This is a genomic window from Pseudomonas sp. 14P_5.3_Bac1, assembly GCF_025466135.1.
Taxonomy (GTDB): domain Bacteria; phylum Pseudomonadota; class Gammaproteobacteria; order Pseudomonadales; family Pseudomonadaceae; genus Aquipseudomonas.
Genome location: NZ_JANLOF010000009.1, coordinates 1 through 17,770 on the forward strand (window position 1 = coordinate 1; position 17,770 = coordinate 17,770).

Annotated in this window: 17 protein-coding genes; 11 read left to right on the forward strand and 6 right to left on the reverse strand. The window is 62.6% G+C overall.

Annotated features, from left to right (window positions below):
• Nucleotides 1-5: 5 nt before the first annotated feature.
• A complete protein-coding gene (locus NTD89_RS02150) occupies nt 6-899 on the reverse strand; it encodes a LysR substrate-binding domain-containing protein (protein ID WP_145164635.1) in 894 nt (297 codons plus the stop codon).
• A 113-nt stretch (nt 900-1,012) separates the two neighbouring features.
• On the opposite strand from NTD89_RS02150, the gene NTD89_RS02155 reads away from it, so the two are divergent.
• Genes NTD89_RS02155 through NTD89_RS02165 form a run of 3 tightly spaced genes read left to right on the forward strand, consistent with a single transcriptional unit; the run spans nt 1,013 to nt 3,277 of the window.
• Nucleotides 1,013-2,017: an aldo/keto reductase gene (locus tag NTD89_RS02155; RefSeq protein WP_262206303.1), complete on the forward strand. Its 1,005-nt coding sequence runs from the start codon at nt 1,013-1,015 to the stop codon at nt 2,015-2,017.
• Nucleotides 2,018-2,033: 16 nt separating this feature from the next.
• A complete protein-coding gene (locus tag NTD89_RS02160) occupies nt 2,034-2,831 on the forward strand; it encodes an SDR family NAD(P)-dependent oxidoreductase (RefSeq protein ID WP_242197557.1) in 798 nt (265 codons plus the stop codon).
• Nucleotides 2,832-2,860: 29 nt separating this feature from the next.
• Nucleotides 2,861-3,277: an SRPBCC family protein gene (locus NTD89_RS02165; RefSeq protein WP_262206304.1), complete on the forward strand. Its 417-nt coding sequence runs from the start codon at nt 2,861-2,863 to the stop codon at nt 3,275-3,277.
• Nucleotides 3,278-3,409: 132 nt separating this feature from the next.
• Here NTD89_RS02165 and NTD89_RS02170 read toward each other — a convergent pair whose 3' ends face one another.
• Complete coding sequence (locus tag NTD89_RS02170) at nt 3,410-4,801, reverse strand: sensor histidine kinase (protein WP_145164627.1); 1,392 nt, start codon at nt 4,799-4,801, stop codon at nt 3,410-3,412.
• Nucleotides 4,779-5,462, reverse strand: a complete 684-nt coding sequence (locus NTD89_RS02175) for a response regulator transcription factor (protein ID WP_003219726.1) — start codon at nt 5,460-5,462, stop codon at nt 4,779-4,781. The genes NTD89_RS02170 and NTD89_RS02175 overlap by 23 nt, the downstream gene beginning before the upstream one ends.
• 323 nt (nt 5,463-5,785) lie before the next feature.
• Here NTD89_RS02175 and NTD89_RS02180 point away from each other — a divergent pair, with 323 nt between their 5' ends.
• The gene (locus tag NTD89_RS02180) at nt 5,786-6,691 is read left to right on the forward strand and encodes a hypothetical protein (RefSeq protein ID WP_106580301.1); all 906 of its coding nucleotides are present in this window, start codon (nt 5,786-5,788) and stop codon (nt 6,689-6,691) included.
• A 102-nt stretch (nt 6,692-6,793) separates the two neighbouring features.
• Here the strand turns inward: NTD89_RS02180 and NTD89_RS02185 are convergent, their stop codons facing one another.
• Nucleotides 6,794-8,005 carry a multidrug effflux MFS transporter gene (locus NTD89_RS02185; RefSeq protein ID WP_262206307.1) on the reverse strand — a complete coding sequence of 404 codons (1,212 nt, stop codon included), beginning with the start codon at nt 8,003-8,005 and terminating at the stop codon, nt 6,794-6,796.
• Nucleotides 8,006-8,097: 92 nt separating this feature from the next.
• Between NTD89_RS02185 and NTD89_RS02190 the strand changes: the two genes are divergently transcribed.
• Entirely contained in the window at nt 8,098-9,519 is a 1,422-nt protein-coding gene (locus NTD89_RS02190) for a PLP-dependent aminotransferase family protein (RefSeq protein WP_262206309.1), read from the forward strand.
• Nucleotides 9,520-9,565: 46 nt separating this feature from the next.
• A complete protein-coding gene (locus tag NTD89_RS02195) occupies nt 9,566-9,766 on the forward strand; it encodes a hypothetical protein (protein WP_242197538.1) in 201 nt (66 codons plus the stop codon).
• A 160-nt stretch (nt 9,767-9,926) separates the two neighbouring features.
• Here the strand turns inward: NTD89_RS02195 and NTD89_RS02200 are convergent, their stop codons facing one another.
• Entirely contained in the window at nt 9,927-10,835 is a 909-nt protein-coding gene (locus NTD89_RS02200) for a MurR/RpiR family transcriptional regulator (protein ID WP_262206310.1), read from the reverse strand.
• 83 nt (nt 10,836-10,918) lie between these two features.
• Nucleotides 10,919-11,122 (reverse strand): hypothetical protein, encoded by a 204-nt coding sequence (locus NTD89_RS02205; RefSeq protein ID WP_262206311.1) that lies wholly within the window; start codon nt 11,120-11,122, stop codon nt 10,919-10,921.
• On the opposite strand from NTD89_RS02205, the gene iolC reads away from it, so the two are divergent.
• The 5 genes from iolC to iolD all read left to right on the forward strand — a co-directional run bounded on the left by iolC (nt 11,121) and on the right by iolD (nt 17,753).
• The gene (iolC, locus tag NTD89_RS02210) at nt 11,121-13,058 is read left to right on the forward strand and encodes a bifunctional 5-dehydro-2-deoxygluconokinase/5-dehydro-2-deoxyphosphogluconate aldolase (protein WP_262206312.1); all 1,938 of its coding nucleotides are present in this window, start codon (nt 11,121-11,123) and stop codon (nt 13,056-13,058) included. The genes NTD89_RS02205 and iolC overlap by 2 nt on opposite strands.
• Before the next feature lie 148 nt (nt 13,059-13,206).
• Nucleotides 13,207-14,094, forward strand: a complete 888-nt coding sequence (iolE, locus tag NTD89_RS02215) for a myo-inosose-2 dehydratase (protein WP_262206313.1) — start codon at nt 13,207-13,209, stop codon at nt 14,092-14,094.
• A gap of 3 nt (nt 14,095-14,097) precedes the next feature.
• Nucleotides 14,098-14,886 carry a 5-deoxy-glucuronate isomerase gene (iolB, locus tag NTD89_RS02220; RefSeq protein WP_145164612.1) on the forward strand — a complete coding sequence of 263 codons (789 nt, stop codon included), beginning with the start codon at nt 14,098-14,100 and terminating at the stop codon, nt 14,884-14,886.
• Nucleotides 14,887-14,911: 25 nt separating this feature from the next.
• On the forward strand, nt 14,912-15,733 hold the full coding sequence (locus NTD89_RS02225; protein WP_262206314.1) for a TIM barrel protein: 822 nt from the start codon (nt 14,912-14,914) through the stop codon (nt 15,731-15,733).
• Between the two features lie 88 nt (nt 15,734-15,821).
• Nucleotides 15,822-17,753 (forward strand): 3D-(3,5/4)-trihydroxycyclohexane-1,2-dione acylhydrolase (decyclizing), encoded by a 1,932-nt coding sequence (gene iolD / locus NTD89_RS02230; RefSeq protein ID WP_262206315.1) that lies wholly within the window; start codon nt 15,822-15,824, stop codon nt 17,751-17,753.
• Nucleotides 17,754-17,770: the final 17 nt, after the last annotated feature.

Consider the following 17,770-nt stretch of genomic DNA (forward strand, 5'->3'; position numbering starts at 1 on the left):
CTCCATCAGCCTTGGGGTTCGGTGAGCACTTTGCGGAAGGTTTCCACCAGCGGGCGCAGATTGATCCGATGCCACGCCGCCCACAACGGTGTGGTGTAGGTCAGCCACGGCAGCTCACGCAGCACCACGCCGGGCGGGGCATTGCGGCTCAAGCCTTTTTGCACCATCGCCACGCCCAAGCCCGAGGCCACCAGGCCCAACGCGGTGAACGGTTCGCTGGCTTCCATCGGGATTTGCGGGGTAAAACCGGCCCGGATGCAGGCCGCGACAAAGTCATCAGCCGGGTGGGCGCCGGCTTTGCGTTGCACGCCAATCCATTCCTGATCGGCCAGGTGTTCGGGCAGCAGTTCGTTGTGTTTGGCCAGCGGATGATGCTCAGGCAGGGCCAGCAGCATGGGGTCGTCCAGCACTTGCAGCGCGGTCAGGTCCGGGTCATCGGCGGCCGGTGGTTCGCTGACCAGGGCGATATCCAGGCTGCGCTGGCGCAGGCCTTCGAGCTGTTCGAGCGACGGCAAGTTGTACAGCTTGATGTGCACGGTGGGGCGGTCGTCTCTCAACACGCGCAAGGCGTTGGGCAGCACGCCGGCATGCATCGCGTTTTCGATATAGCCGATGCACAGGCCGCCTTCTTCACCGCGACCCAGGCGTTTGCCCAGGGACTCCAGGCGATTGGCGTGGGTCAGCAGCGCCTTGGTTTCGGCCAGAAACGTCTGGCCGTCGCGCGTCAGGCGGATGCGCTGCTGGCTGCGTTCGAACAGGGTCAGGCCCAAACGCTCTTCGAGCTGGGCGATTTGCCGGCTCAAAGGCGACTGGGAGATGTGCAAACGCTCGGCGGCGCGGCCGACGTGTTCTTCTTCGGCAACCACTTCGAAATAGCGCAGTTGGCGCAGATCAATCATGTAAGACCTCGCAGGACTCAAGTTGGTCGCAGTATGTCTTGGACGGTCCGATCTACGCAATCTAGGATCGGCTCAACGGTCACAGCGACCCTGAACCCGATTGAGGAACCACCATGAGCTTGAAAGACACACTGCCTGGCCAACTGGGCTTTGGCACTGCACCGCTGGGCAACATGTTCCGCGCCATTCCCGAAGACGAAGCCCAGGCCACCGTCGAGGCCGCCTGGAACAGCGGCGTGCGTTACTTCGACACCGCGCCGTTCTACGGCTCGGGGTTGTCGGAAATCCGCCTGGGCCAAGCCTTGTCGCAGTACAACCGCGATGACTTCGTGCTCAGCACCAAAGTTGGCCGCGTGATTCTCGACGAAGTCGAAGAAAGCGCCCGCGACCTCGGCGAAAAAAGCGGTGTGTTCGAACATGGCCGCCCGAACAAGATGCTCAACGACTACAGCGCCGACGCCACGCTGCGCTCTATCGAAGACAGCCTGAAGCGCCTGCAGACCGACCGTCTGGACATCGTGTGGATTCACGACATCGCCCAGGATTTCTACGGCGACCAGTGGCTGGACTACTTCAACCAGGCCCGCACCGGTGCCTTCAAAGTGCTGACCCGTCTGCGTGAAGAAGGCGTGATCAAGGCCTGGGGCCTGGGCGTGAACCGCGTCGAGCCGTGCGAACTGACGCTGGACCTGACCGAAGCGCAGCCCGACGGTTTCCTGCTCGCCGGCCGCTACACCCTGCTGGACCACGAGCGTGCCCTGCAACGCCTGATGGATGCCGCGCTGGCGCAGAACGTCGAAATCGTCGTCGGTGGGCCTTACAGCTCGGGCATCCTGGCGGGCGGTGCGCACTTCGAATACCAGAAGGCCAGCCCGGCGATTATCAGCAAGGTCGAGCAGATCAAGGCGATTGCCCAGGCGTTTGGCGTGAGCGTGAAAGCCGCAGCGCTGCAGTTCTCCCTGGCCCACCCGGCGGTGGCCGCCGTGATTCCGGGTGCCAGTCGTCCGGGGCGGATTGCCGAAGACGTCGCGGCGCTGTCAGAGAAGATTCCGGCAGCCTTCTGGCAGGCCTTGCGCGACGCACAGTTGATGTCGGCCAGCGCACCGCTGCCGCGCTAACTTCAGGAGTTCTCAGATGAAAATCGATGTAAGCGGCAAAGTAGCCATCGTCAGCGGCAGCACTGCCGGGATCGGCCTGGGCATCAGCCAGGCCCTGGCGCAATCCGGCGCCACTGTGGTGGTGATCGGGCGGGAAGCGGGCAAGGTTGACGACGCCCTGGCGAGCATTCGTCAGGCTGTGCCGGGCGCGGATCTGCGCGGGCTGGTGGCGGACCTCGGCACAGCGCAAGGCGCAGAGAAACTCTTTGCGGCCGAACCGCGCGCCGACATCCTGGTCAACAACCTGGGCATCTTCAACGATGTGGATTTCTTCGACGCACCGGACAGCGAATGGACGCGCTTCTACGAGGTCAATGTGATCTCTGGCGTGCGCCTGGCGCGGCATTATGTGCCGGGCATGGTTGAGCAGGGCTGGGGGCGGGTGATCTTCCTGTCCTCGGAGTCCGGGGTGGCAACGCCGGCGGACATGATCAACTACGGCGTGACCAAAAGTGCCAACCTGGCGGTCTCCCATGGTTTGGCGAAGCGTCTGGCCGGCACCGGTGTGACGGTCAATGCGGTGCTGCCGGGGCCGACCTTTACCGACGGCCTGGAGCAGATGCTCAAAGACGCCACCGCCAAGTCCGGGCGCAGTGCGCGGGAAGAGGCGGACGTGTTTGTGCGCAATGCGCGGCCCACGTCGATCATCCAGCGCGCGGCAAATGTGGATGAAGTGGCCAACCTGGTGGCGTACATTGCTTCACCCTTGTCTGCTGCCACCACGGGCGCCGCATTGCGCGTCGACGGTGGTGTTGTCGACAGCATGGCGATCTGAATTCTTGTAATTTTTTTGGAGTATTTATTGTGGCGACAGCTTCTTCGGTGATTGAGGTTCCGGTTTCGGCCGATCAGGTCTGGCAATTGATTGGCGGCTTTAACGCGCTGCCCGATTGGCTGGCGTTTATCGTCAAAAGCGAGGCGAGCGACGGCGGGCGTGTGCGTCACTTGCAAACCGCGGACGGCGGTGTGGTGGTCGAGCGCTTGCAGAGCTTTGATAACGTGGCACGCACTTACAGCTACACCATCGAGCAGTCGCCGTTTCCGGTGAGTGCTTACCTGGCGACGTTGCAGGTTGAGGCGTTGACCGATGCGTCGGCGAAAGTGACGTGGTCCGGCGTGTTCACCCCGGCGGCGGGGACCACGGATGCGGCGGTGGAGGAGTTGTTCGCCGGCGTGTACAGCGGCGGGCTTGAGGCGCTGCGCGCCAACTTCCCGGCCTGACCTTCCAGGCACCGAAAGTCCAATGTGGGAGCTGGCTTGCCTGCGATGGCGGAGTGTCAGGCAATGAACAAATTGCTTGATACATCGCCATCGCCGGCAAGCCAGCTCCCACACTGTTTTGGGGTGTTTTGACTATTCGGGCATCAATTGCTGCCGACACTCCAGCAGCAGGCATGCGCCCCCGCATCGGCTGTTGCCGACTTCCAACTTGAACCCATGCAGGTTGATGATCGCCGCGACAATCGACAAGCCCAACCCGAACCCGCCTTGCTGGTCGCTTTCATCCACGCGATAGAAGCGCTGGAACACCGCGTCGCGCTCCGCAGCCGGGATGCCCGGGCCTGAGTCGTGCACTTCGATCCGCGTGCTGCCGGCATCATTGACGCCACGCAGGATCACTTCACCATTGGGTGGCGAGAACTTGATCGAGTTGCTCAACAGGTTGGCCAAGGCTTCGAACAACAGTGCGCGGTCGCCGGTAATCCACGGCAGCGAGTCGGGCACTTCGAGGCGCAGCTGCAATTCGCCTTCTTCCGCCAGCGGCAGGTAAAAGTCATGCAGTTCGCGCAACAGCGGCAGCGGGTCCATGACCAGGAAACCCGAACGGCGCTGGTGGTCTTCCAGCTCCGAGATGCGCAACAGCCCGCGAAAGCGCGCCATCAGCGTATCGGTTTCGGCAATCGCATCGTCCAGTTTCACCGCGTAGACGGAGTTTTCCTCTGCCTCTTGTTTGATGCGGTAGAGCTGCGCGCGCAAGCGCGTCAGCGGCGTGCGCAGGTCGTGGGCGATGTTGTCGCACACGCCCTTGACCTCGTTCATCAACTTCTCGATGCGGTCGAGCATGGCGTTGACGATGGCGGCGAGCATGTCCAATTCGTCGCGTCGGTCAGACAACGGCAGGCGGTGCGTCAGGTCACCGGCGACGATGGCCTCGGCACTGGCCTGAATCCCGCGAATGCGCCGCAGCGGGCGACGGCGTAACAAATGCCAACCGGCAGCACCGGGGATAATCGTCAGGGAGAGTGCCCACAGCAGCGCATGCCAGATGATCCGGGTTACGCCAAACAGCGAACCGTTGGCGCGCACGAGTACCAGCCAGCGGCCGTCTTCGGTGTGAGTGGCCACCGCATCGCAGCTGTCCTTGGGCAGTTTCGGGTCGTCAGAGTCGACACAGTTGGCCAGGGCGTGGATCTTGCCGTCCAGCGGCAGGTCCGGTGGCACTGCGCGGATCGGCCCGCTCAAGGGGCGAAATTGCTCATCGAACAGGCCGTAGGCGTCCACGCCTTTCATGTCAAAGGTCATGCTGGTGGTCAGGGCTTCCACCAGTTCTTCACCGTCGAAGCGTTGAAACAGGTGCTGACGCTGCATCAGCGAGTGACGCGACAGATCACCCAGGTAACCCGACACCTCGTAATACAGTACCCCCATGAGGATGCAGCTCCAGGCCACGAACAGCGAACTGTAAAGCGCCAGCAAGCGGCTGCTGGAGGAGCGCCAGCCTTTAGAGGGGTTCAGCAATGACATAACCGGAACCTCGTACCGTGCGGATCAGCGGCGTGAGGCCCGGCGGGTCGATTTTTTTGCGCAGGCGACCGATGTGCACGTCGATCAGGTTGGTGCCCGGGTCGAAGTGATAACCCCAGACTTCTTCGAAGATCATCATGCGCGACAGGATCTGCCCGGTGTTGCGCATCAGGAATTCGAGCAGTTTGTATTCGGTGGGCAGCAGGCTCAGCGGCTGTTCGGCGCGGCTGGCTTCGCGGCTGATCAGGTTCAGTTCGAGGTCGGCCACGCGCAGGGCGGTTTCGAACTCCTTGACCGTGCTTTTGCGCCGCAGCAGCACTTCGACGCGGGCGGCCATTTCGTCGGACGCAAACGGCTTGGTCAGGTAGTCATCGCCGCCGGCCCGCAGGCCGCGTACTCGCTCGTCAACATCGGAAAGGGCGCTGATCATCAGGATCGGCGTCGACACGCCAATGGTGCGCAGGGTCGTGACGATGGCCAGGCCATCGAGTTCCGGCAGCATACGGTCGAGGGTGATCAGATCGTAGTCACCACTCACAGCGCGGACCAGGCCTTCACGGCCGTTGTCCACCCAATCTACATCCAGTCCATGGCTACTCAGCTCGGCGACGATCTCGCGGGCTGTAACGGCGTCATCCTCGATGGTCAAAATACGGGTCATAGGATTACCTGGTGAGCGATTCACACTAGAAGTGGGGGCATTTTGCCAAGAAATGCCTGAACGCTTCCTAAATTAAACTTCATCTTGGCAAAACTGACACAACTTTCATGCCGGCCAGCGTCCACACGGGCCGTGGGCGTTGGGGGATTGCATAAAGCACGCTGTTTTCGATCATTTCTTGCAACTTGCATGGTTTAAGTTAGTTCAATTTTTGTATCTTGTTGAAATATAAGGGATTTATTTTTTCGCTCGGCTGGCATGGTGCCTGCACTGTCCCTTTTGAGAGTTGTAACACTATTTTTCCTGCCGGGAGCAAAACAACAATGATCACATCGTCATCCACGCTGCAAGAATCGAGCTCGCACTCTGGGGTTTCCTGGGGGGCGATTTTCGCCGGGGCCGCTGCGGCGGCCGCACTGTCGCTGATCCTCGTGCTGCTGGGCTTCGGCCTGGGCTTTTCGGCGGTGTCGCCGTGGGCCGACAGCGGTATCAGCGCCAAGGGGCTTGGCATTTCCACGATTGTCTGGCTGGCGTTCACCCAGATCGTCGCATCGGGCCTGGGCGGCTACATTGCCGGCCGCTTGCGTGTGAAGTGGGCCAACATGCACGGTGACGAAGTGTACTTTCGCGACACCGCCCACGGTTTCCTCGCTTGGGCAGTCGCTACGCTGGTGACCGCAGTGCTGGTCGTCGGCTCGGTAAGCAGTGTGGTCAGCGGCGGCGTTAAAGCCGGCGCCGGTGTCGCCTCGAGCGCCGCCAGTGGTCTGACTCAGGCAGCCGGCAGTGCAGCCAAAGGCGCCAACAGCGGCGACTTTGACTACTACGTCGACAGCCTGTTTCGCGATGATCGCCCAGCCGCCGTCAGCGATGACGCCGTACATGGCGTTGTAGCGCGCATCTTCACCCGCACCCTGAGCAACGACGGCCAACTGGCCCCTGAAGACCGTACTTACCTGGCTCAGTTGATCAGCCAGCGCACCAACCTCAGCCAGGCTGACGCCGAAGCGCGGATCGACAAGGTGTACGGCGATGCCCGCAAAGCCATCGAAGACGCCAAGGTCAAAGCCAAGCAAGCTGCTGACACTGCCGCCAAAGTGGCTGCCTACACCTCGCTGTGGACCTTCATTGCGCTGTTGATCGGTGCCTTCTTTGCCAGTTTCGCTGCCACCTTCGGCGGTCGTCGTCGTGACGCCGTGGTGTACGTCGAAACTGAAAACTACGTTCGTTAATCAAGGAGAACAACATGCGCTCATTACTGCTTTGGTTCCTCGGTGTGCCTATCCCGCTCATCATTCTGATCGCGATCTTCATGCACTGATCCTGATCGCGCTTCACCCAAGCCGCGCCTGACCCACAGGCGCGGCTTTTTGTTGCAAGGCCCGCCAACCTGCGACCAGCAATGTGCTGGCCACTGACGTCATGATCACCAAGGGTTGCGAGGTGCCGTCCGACAGCATCCCGGTGGCCCAACTGCTCACGGCCGTCAGGAACATCTGGATAAAGAAGAACAATCCCGACGCGGTCCCGGCAATCGCGCCGTAAGGCTGCAACACCGACAGCTGGCAGGCCGGAATCACCATCCCCACCGACACCATGATCACCACCATCGGCAGCACAATCGCCAGCCAGGCCTGGGGCAGGGCGACCGTGGCCCCGGCGAGCATCACGCAGCCCAGCACATTCAAGGCGATGGCGGCACTGATCAACTGATCGGCTTCAACGCGCAGCACCAGTCGACGGAACAGGTTGGCGCCGAGCATGTAGCCACTGATCGTCGCGGCAAACACCAGCGCGTAGGCCGCGGCCGACAAGTGAAAGCCGCGTTGCAGCAGAGCCGACGACTCGCTGATAAAAGGGAAATACGTGCTGTACACGCAGCCGATTGCCAGGGAGTACCGCAGGAAATAACGGTCGCGCAACAGCTGGCCGTAGAGGCGCAACAGGTTGCTCGGCGGCGCGGCGGCGACTTCCGGTGGACGGGTTTCCGGCAGCCGGCGAAGCACCACCAGGCACAGCGTCACGCCGATCACGGCCAATACGATAAACAGGCCGCGCCAATGGATGAACGGCAGCATCAGGCTGCCCAGCACCGGTGCGGCCATCGGCGAAATCGCCATGGCCATGGAGATCAGGCCAAGCAGGCGCGCCTGTTCATGACGGTCAAAGTAATCGCGCACGATCACCCGACCGATGACCGTGGTGCAGCAACCGCCCAAGGCCTGGAACAGGCGGGCGACGATCAGCACACCAATGCTGTCGGCCAGCGCGCAGGCCACGGTGGCGACCGCGTACACCAACAGCCCGCTCAGCAGCACCGGGCGGCGCCCGAAGCGGTCGGTCAGCGGGCCGCTGACCAGCAAGGAAATGGCAGAGCCCAGGGCGTACAGCGTGAGGGTCAGCTGCAACTGGCTGTCGCTGGCGTGGAAGTCGTCGGCCATCGCGGGCAGGGCTGGCAGGTGCATGTCCAGGGTGATACGTGGCAGGCCGATGAGTACGGTCAGCAGCACCAGCCAGAACCCGGAGGAGAGGGCGCGTTGCGTCATGGGAAGCTTCTTCGCAGGGAGTAGAGTTCGAACTCTAGCGGGTATGTGGTTTAATCCTCAGGGCCACTTGTGCCTCTTATGAATGGACCACTATGAGCCGAGGAAAAGCCGCCTCCCACCTGGACCTGCCGCGCCCCGATAGCCTGGACGCCGGCAAGCAGCAGGGCGCCTACGACGCATTGCGCGCCGCCATCCTGAATCGGCAATTGCCCGCCGGCAGCCGCTTGCCGTCTACCCGCAGCCTGGCCGAACGCTGGCTGGTGTCGCGTGGCACGCTTGAAGCGGCGTTTGAGCGCTTGCACAGTGAAGGTTACGTGCAGCGCGTGGCGGGTTCGGGCACGCGCGTCAGCGCGGTGATCCCCGAGCAATTCATTGCGGCGCCGGCGCCCAGCGCAAGTCCACGCCGCGCGGCCATACCGGATCAGCCCGACGCGGGCGTGCAAAGCCACGTCCCTTTTGTCGCGCGGCGCCCGGACGCGAGCCTGTTCGACCTGAAAACCTGGGCGCGGTGCATCTCCCGAGGCTTGCTGTCTGCGGGGCCAGGCGTATTGGAGGCCGCCCACCCGGCCGGCTTGCCCGCGTTGCGTGAACAGATCGCCGACTACGTGCGCAGTTATCGCGGCATGCACTGCGAGGCGGACGAAATCGTTGTCACCACCGGCATTCGCCATGGCCTGGACCTGATCGCGCGCACGCTGCTCAAACCCGGTGACACCGCGTGCGTGGAAGACCCCGGTTACACACCGGCACGCCGCCTGTTCAGCCTGGCCGGTGCGCAGGTGGTGCCGGTCCCGGTGACAGCCGAAGGTCTTGATACCGCGCAACTCCCCGACACGGCGCGCCTGGCCTATGTGACACCGGCGCACCAGGCGCCGCTGGGCATGACCCTGTCGGTTTCACGCCGCCTGGCGCTGCTGGATTGGGCCGCCCGCGCCGACGCCTGGGTGGTCGAAGACGACTACGACAGCGAATACAACTACAACAGCGCGCCACTGGCGGCGCTCAAATCCCTGGATTCCGGCGACCGGGTGGTCTACTGCGGCAGCTTCAACAAGAACCTGTTCCCGGGCCTGCGCGTGGGGTTCATGGTGGTGCCCAAGGCGGTGCGCCCCGCGTTGCTGCGCACCCTGCAACTCACCGGGCATTCGGTGGGCGCGACGGATCAGTCGGGGCTGGTGGAGTTTCTCGCCAGCGGCGCGTTTGTGCGGCACCTGCGGGCTTCGCGCCAGGCTTATCAGGCGCGTCGCGATGCGCTGCTCGCCTGTCTGCCGGATGAATGCCCGGTGAGCGGCCAGCAAGCCGGGTTGCACTTTGTGCTGTGGCTGCCAAGCGGTGTCGAGGAAAGCGAATTCTGCACCCGCGCCGCCGCCGCCGGGCTGACCTTGCAGCCACTGGGCAAGTTCTGCGTCGCGGCGAGCTTGCCGCCGGCGGTGATCATCGGCTACACCGCGCTGACCCTGGCGCAGATTCGCTATCACGGCCGAGTGCTCACGCAATTATTAACGGCGGCTTAACCCGCGCCCCATGAGTCGTCTTCCTGCGTTTAATCCTGGTCATGCTGTGCTCTACCTGAAAAACGCCTGGGCTGAGCGCAAGGACGGTGACCTGCTGGCGGCCATCACCGAAGGCATGAGCCGCATCGCCGCGCCAATGATTGTCGTGGCCAGCGGGCTTGCTGTGGCAAGCAAGCTTGTTGTGGTGAGCCGGTCTGTCGTGGCGAGCGGGCTTGCCCCGCGTTGGGCTGCGAAGCAGCCCCAATAAGGCCGCCGCGCGCTCATTGATAGACCGTGGCGTCAGGTTTCAGGGCCGCTTCGCGCCCCAACGCGGGGCAAGCCCGCTCGCCACAACAAGCCCGCTCGCCACAATAAACCGGCTCACCAGAACAAGCCCGCGCCCACAGCGGATCTTCAGTACCAGAAGATCAGTCGTCGAACCCCACCTGTTCATGAATCTCATCCACCTTCAGTTCCAACCGATACGCCACCGCAATAAACAATGCCTGGCACAGGCACAAGGTGGCGCTCAGCGAGCGAAACGCAAACGACGACCCTTCATTCACCAACAGCACCGCGTTCGCCCGTTTGGCCAGGGGCGACAGGTTGCTGTCGGTGATGATCAAGGTCTTGGCCTGATGATGCTGGGCAATGCGCAGGCAATGCTGAGTCTCTTTGCCATACGGCGTAAAGCTGATGGCGATCACCAGGTCATTGGCACGCACGCTGCGCATCTGCTCGCGGTAACTGCCGCCCAAACCGGAAATCAAGTGAATGCGCTTGTTGGTGTGCTGCAGGTTATAGACCAGGTAATCGGCCACCGCGAAGGAGCGGCGCACGCCGACCACGTAGATATTGTCGGCATTGACCACCAGGTCCACGGCTTTCTCGAAGGCCACATCATCGAGTTCCAGCCCCAGGCGCTCGATGCCGGAGAGGGTGGCGTTCACGCATTCGCGCGCCAGGTCGCCGCCGCTGGCCTTTTGCGACTTGTTGGCGATCATGCTGCGGATGCGTTGCTGGTAGTTCTGCACCGGCGTGGTCTTGTGGGTGTAGGCCTCGCGAAACAGCGCCTGCATCTCACTGAAACCACTGAAACCGAACCGCTGGGAGAACCGCACGATGGCCGAAGGGTGCACTTCGCACTCGCGGGCGATGTCGCTGATGCGGTCGACCATGATCCGGTCGCTTTGCTGGCTCATGTAGCTGGCGATGCGTTTGAGCTGGCGTGGCAGGCTTTCGTATTCGTCGGTGACCAGCTGCAACAGGCGCTCGGCATTGATCGGAGGGCTGGCAATAGTCTCTTCCAGGGTGGTCTCGGGATCGGTGCGGGACATGGGCAATCCTTCTGGCGTGTTCTTCTGATGCGCTGATGGGTGGGCGCAAGTCTACAGGGTAGGCGCAAAAAAATACCCCGGCATCACGGTGGCCGTGGCCTGCTGAAACGATGCAGGAGGGCTGGCAGGCCATTATGCTGGCTTATTGGAAAAAATATTCCACTAAAAATAATTATGGAATAAATATTGATTGCGGCCGTCGGACGTTCTAGTCTGCTTTCACCAAGAGCGTGTGCCGCCACCACGGCGGCACCACGCAGGCTGATAAAAATAACAGGAGCCAGCATGGGCCAGACTCGTTTTGCCAGTGGGCGTCAATTGGATCTGATTTGCCTCGGACGCCTGGGCGTCGACCTCTACGCACAGCAAGTGGGTGCGCGACTTGAGGACGTGTCCAGCTTCGCCAAGTACCTCGGCGGGTCCTCCGCCAATATCGCCTTCGGCACCGCACGGTTGGGGCTTAAATCGGCGATGTTGAGCCGGGTGGGCGACGACCACATGGGCCGCTTCCTGGTGGAGTCCCTGGCCCGCGAAGGCTGCGATGTCAGTGGCATCAAGGTCGACCCGGAACGCCTCACCGCGCTGGTGCTGCTGGGCCTCAAGGACCGCGAAACCTTCCCGCTGGTGTTTTACCGCGAAAACTGCGCCGACATGGCCCTGCGCGCCGAAGACATCAGCGAGGCCTTTATTGCCTCCAGCAAAGCCCTGCTGATCACCGGCACGCATTTCTCCACCGATGGCGTCTACAAGGCCAGCATCCAGGCCCTGGACTACGCAGCCAAACACAACGTCAAGCGCGTGCTCGATATCGACTACCGCCCGGTGCTGTGGGGCCTGGCGGGCAAGGCCGACGGCGAGACCCGGTTTGTCGCCGACCAGAACGTCAGCCAGCATGTGCAGAAAATCCTGCCGCGTTTTGACCTGATCGTCGGCACCGAAGAAGAGTTTCTGATCGCCGGCGGCAGTGAAGATTTGCTCACCGCGCTGCGCACTGTGCGTGACCTGACCCCGGCCACCCTGGTGGTCAAGCTCGGCCCGCAGGGCTGCACGGTGATCCACGGCGCGATCCCCGCGCGGCTGGAAGACGGCGCCATCTACCCCGGCGTGCGCGTCGAGGTGCTCAATGTGCTGGGCGCTGGCGATGCGTTCATGTCGGGCTTCCTCAGCGGCTGGATCAACGATGCCAGCGACGAGCGTTGCAGCCAGTTGGCCAACGCCTGTGGCGGTCTGGTGGTTTCCCGCCACGCCTGCGCGCCGGCCATGCCCACGCCTGCCGAGCTGGATTACCTGTTCAACAGCCCGGTGCCCATCACCCGGCCCGATCAAGACGTCACCCTGCAGCGCCTGCACCGTGTCACTGTGCCGCGCAAAGCCTGGAAGCAGCTGTTCGTGTTTGCCTTCGACCATCGCTGGCAACTGGTGGACCTGGCGCAAAAAGGCGGCCAGGACCCGACGCGTATCAGCGCCATCAAGCAGCTGTTTATCCAAGCCATCGAACGCGTCGAAGCCAAGCTGCGCGAGCAGGGCGTCGAAGCCGACGTGGGCCTGTTGGCCGACCAGCGTTTCGGCCAGGACGCGCTCAACGCCGCCAGCGGTCGCGGCTGGTGGATCGCGCGCCCGGTGGAGGTGCAGAACTCGCGGCCGCTGGCGTTTGAACACGGGCGCTCGGTGGGCAGCAACCTGATTGCCTGGCCCCAGGAGCAAATCATCAAGTGCCTGGTGCAATACCACCCTGATGACGAGCCGATGCTGCGCCTGGAACAGGAAGCGCAACTGAAGGCGGTGTACGAGGCCTCGCTGGTCAGCGGCCATGAGCTGCTGCTGGAAGTCATCCCGCCCAAGGATCACCCGTCCACCTATCCCGACGTGCTCTATCGCAGCCTCAAGCGCCTGTACAACCTGGGCATCTACCCGGCGTGGTGGAAGATCGAGGCGCAGTCGGCGCAGGACTGGAAAAAACTCGACGAACTGATCCAGGAGCGCGACCCGTACTGCCGTGGCGTGGTGCTGCTGGGCCTGAACGCTTCGGCCGAATGCCTCGCCGATGGCTTCCGGCAAGCCAGCCAAAGCAGCACCTGCCGAGGGTTTGCGGTGGGCCGTACGATCTTCCAGGAACCGAGCCGCGCATGGATGGCGGGGGAGATTGATGATCACACGCTGATCGAGCAGGTGCAGGGCACCTTCGAACAGCTCATCAACGCCTGGCGCAGTGCTAGAAGTTAAACACGCTCAAATGTGGGAGCTGGCTTGCCTGCGATGCAGACAACTCGGTCCATCAGATACGCCGGGCTGATGCCATCGCAGGCAAGCCAGCTCCCACACAAAGCAAACCTCACCAGGCTTAAGTCAGATAAAAACAAAAGGTGCAGCCATGCCCGCAATCCGAATTGGCATCAACCCGATCTCCTGGAGCAACGACGACCTGCCGGCCCTGGGCGGTGAAACGCCCTTGAGCACCGCCCTGGGCGAAGGCAAGGAGATCGGCTACGAAGGTTTTGAACTCAACGGCAAATTCCCCAAGGACGCCCAAGGCGTCGGCGACGTGCTGCGCCCTTATGGCCTGGCGCTGGTCTCCGGCTGGTATTCCAGCCGCCTGGCACGGCGTTCGGTGGCGCAAGAAATCGAGGCCATCGCCGGTCACGTGGAGCTGCTCAAACTCAACGGCGCCAAGGTGCTGGTCTACGGCGAAGTCGCCGATTCGATTCAGGGCGCCAGGGTGCGCCTGATCGAACGTCCGCGTTTTCACAGCGAACACGCCTGGCAGGCGTACGCCGACAAACTCACCGAGCTGGCGCGTTTCACTCTGTCCCAGGGCGTGCGCCTGGCCTATCACCACCACATGGGCGCCTACGTCGAATCCCCCGACGACATTGACCAGTTGATGCGCCGCACCGGCCCGGAAGTCGGCCTGCTGTTCGATTCGGGCCACTGCTACATGGGCGGCGGCGAGCCTGTCGAGGTGCTGCGCAAACACATCGAGCGCGTCTGCCACGTGCATTTCAAGGACGTGCGCAAACCGGTGGTGCAACTGGCGCGCAACCAGATGTGGAGCTTTCCCGACTGCATCGTCAACGGCACCTTCACCGTGCCCGGTGACGGCGATATCGACTTTGCCGAGTTGCTCGACGTGCTGTTGGCGGCCAAGTACGAGGGCTGGCTGGTGGTGGAAGCCGAGCAGGACCCGGCCGTGGCGCCCAGCTATATCTACGCGAAAAAGGGCTACGACACGTTGCGCACGCTTCTCAGCGAGAGGACTTAAGTGATGAGCTTGTTGGTCAAGAGCAGCAAACGCGGGCAAACCATGGTTGCCTTGGAAGAAGGGCGCCTGGAGTACGTAGGCTTTGCCGCCTACCGCCTGAGCCTGGGTGAGACGTTGCCGGTCACCGCCGGTGATCAGGAGCTGTGCCTGGTGCTGCTCAGCGGCCGGGTGAATATCCAAGGCGAGGGCTTCAACTGGCAGAACCTGGGGGATCGTCAGTCGGTGTTCGAAGATAAATCGCCCTTCGCCGCCTACCTGCCGCCCGGCACCGATGCGCAGGTGACCGCGTTGAGCGATGTGCAAATCGCCGTGTGCGCCGCACCCGGTGCCCCAGGTTTTGAGCCGCGCCTGATTCGCCCTGAACAGTGCAAGCGCAGCGTGCGCGGTAAGGGCGCCAACACCCGGTATGTGTGCGACATCCTGCCCGACAGCGAGCCGGCCCATTCGCTGCTGGTGGTGGAAGTGCGCACGCCGTCCGGGCACTCGTCCAGCTATCCGCCGCACAAGCACGACACTGACGACCTGCCGCACCAGAGCTTTCTCGAAGAGACCTACTACCACCAGATCAACCCGCCCCAGGGCTTCGTGTTTCAGCGCGTGTACACCGACGATCGCAGCATCGACCAGGCCATGGCCGTGGAAAACAGCGACTTGGTAGTGGTGCCCAAGGGGTATCACCCGGTTAGCGTGCCGTATGGCTACGAGTCGTATTACTTGAACGTGATGGCCGGCCCCAAGCGCGCCTGGCATTTCCATAACGACCCGCAGCACAGCTGGCTGCTGGACCTCTGACCGGTTTGAACGGAGAACAACAACAATGAAGTCGCCGCTACGTTTTGCCCTTAACCGCATGGTCGCGCCCGACCTGTCCCTGCCGGATTTCATCCAGTTGGCGGCGGCCCTCAAGTGCGATGCCATCGAGATTCGCAACGACCTCAAAGGCCACGAAATCGAATTCGGCACACCCGCCAGCCGCGTGCGCGAATTGTGCGCGGTGCAGGGCATCACGGTGCTGTCGATCAACGCGCTGTACCCGTTTGATGTGTGGAATGACGAGCGCCGTGCCCAGGCGATCAAACTCGCCGCCTATGCGCGTGAGTGCGGTGCGCAAGGCCTGGTGATGTGCCCGCTGAACGAGCGCGGCGATACCCGCAACGAAGCCCAACGCGCGGCCGGTTTGCGCACGGCGTTGAGCGAGTTGGCGCCGATCCTGCGCGAGTACAAGATTCTCGGTTTCATCGAGCCGCTGGGTTTTGAAGAATGCGCGCTGCGCCGCAAGCGTGTGGCCGTGGATGCGATCCAGGCGATTGGCGGCCTGGATGTGTTCCGCCTGGTGCACGACACCTTTCACCATCACCTGGCTGGCGAACAGGAATTCTTCCCGCAGCTGACCGGCCTGGTGCATATCTCCGGCGTCGAGGATCGCGACGCACCGCTCAATGCCATTCGCGACGGCCACCGCGTGCTGGTGGGCGAGGGCGATATCCTCGGCAATGCGGCGCAGATCGACACCTTGCTCAGCACCGGCTACGGCGGTTATCTGTCGTTCGAGCCGTTTGCCGAAAGCGTGCATGCGCTGGCGGATATCCAGCAGGCATTGGGGGCGAGCATCGCCCATCTACAAAACCCCCGGACCTGACGCCAATCAACCTGTGGGAGCTGGCTTGCCTGCTCCCACATTAGATCTGTGTTGAACAATGGATCTGCATTCACTCAAGGTGCAAGTGATGACCACAACAAGATTGACCATGGCCCAGGCCCTGGTGAAGTTTCTGGATAACCAGTACATCGAAGTCGATGGCGTGCAGAGCAAGTTTGTCGCCGGGATTTTTACCATTTTTGGCCACGGCAACGTGTTGGGGCTGGGTCAGGCGCTGGAGCAGGACAGCGGCGATCTGGTGGTGCATCAGGGCCGCAATGAGCAAGGCATGGCCCACGCCGCCATCGGGTTTGCCAAGCAGCACCTGCGCCGCAAGATCTACGCGTGCACCTCGTCGGTGGGGCCGGGCGCGGCAAATATGATTACCGCCGCCGCCACCGCCACGGCCAACCGTATTCCGTTGCTGCTGTTGCCCGGCGATGTCTATGCCAGCCGCCAGCCCGACCCGGTGCTGCAGCAGATCGAGCAGTTTCACGATTTGAGCATCAGCACCAACGATGCCTTCCGCTCCGTGAGCAAGTACTGGGACCGCATCAACCGCCCCGAGCAACTGATGACCGCTGCGATCCATGCGATGCGCGTGCTCACTGACCCCGCGGAAACCGGCGCCGTCACGTTGGCCCTGCCGCAGGATGTACAGGCTGAAGCCTGGGACTATCCCGACTACTTCCTGCAAAAACGTGTGCACCGTATCGAACGCCGGCCGCCGACTGAAGCGATGATCGGCGATGCGTTGGCCGCCTTTCGAGGCAAGCGAAAACCGCTGATCATCTGCGGCGGCGGGGTCAAATACGCCGGCGCGAATGCCGCGCTGCAAGCGTTTGCCGAACGCTTTGATATCCCCTTCGCTGAAACCCAGGCAGGCAAGAGCGCGGTGGTGTCAAGCCATCCGCTGAACCTGGGCGGTCTCGGCGAAACCGGGTGCCTGGCGGCAAACCTGCTGGCCCCGGAAGCGGACCTGATCATCGGTATCGGCACGCGCTACACCGACTTCACCACCGCGTCGAAGTCGCTGTTCAAGCACCCTGAGGTCAAGTTTCTCAACCTCAATATCAGTCCGTGCGATGCCCTGAAACTGGACGGCGTGCAACTGCTGGCGGATGCCAGGGTGGGCCTGGAGGCGTTGGCGGATGCCTTGGGTGACTACCGTTCCGACTGGGCGGATCAGCCGCGCGACGCCAAGGCGCAGCTGGATGCCGAGGTGGACCGCATCTACCAGGCTGACTACCAGACGGACAATTTCGTCCCGGAAATCAACGACCACATGGACCCGGCCGTGCTGCGCGAGTTTATCGAGCTGACCGGTTCCTGCCTGACCCAAAGCCGCGTGCTCGGCGTGCTCAACGACACCCTGGCCGACGACGCCATCATCGTTGCCGCCGCCGGCAGCTTGCCGGGCGACTTGCAGCGCAGCTGGCGCAGCAAGGGCGTCAACACCTACCACGTCGAGTATGGCTATTCGTGCATGGGCTACGAGGTCAACGCGGCCCTGGGCGTGAAGCTCGCCGAGCCGGCGCGCGAGGTCTATGCGCTGGTGGGTGACGGCTCCTACATGATGCTGCACTCGGAGCTGGCCACCTCGATCCAGGAGCGGCGCAAGATCAACGTGGTGCTGCTCGACAACATGACTTTCGGCTGCATCAACAACCTGCAGATGGAACACGGCATGGACAGCTTCGGCACCGAGTTTCGCTTTCGCAACCCGGAGACCGGCAAGCTCGACGGCGCTTTTGTGCCGGTGGATTTCGCCATGAGTGCGGCGGCCTATGGCTGCAAGACCTACAAGGTCAGCACGGTGGAACAGTTGCAGGCGGCGTTGGCCGATGCACGTACGCAAACGGTGTCGACGCTGATCGATATCAAGGTTCTGCCCAAGACCATGATCCACAAATACCTGTCGTGGTGGCGGGTCGGGGTGGCGCAGGTCTCGACCAGCGCGCGCACTGACGCGGTGGCCAAACAACTCAATGAACGCCTGGCCAAGGCCCGGCAGTACTAATAACAAGAGGAGTGTTT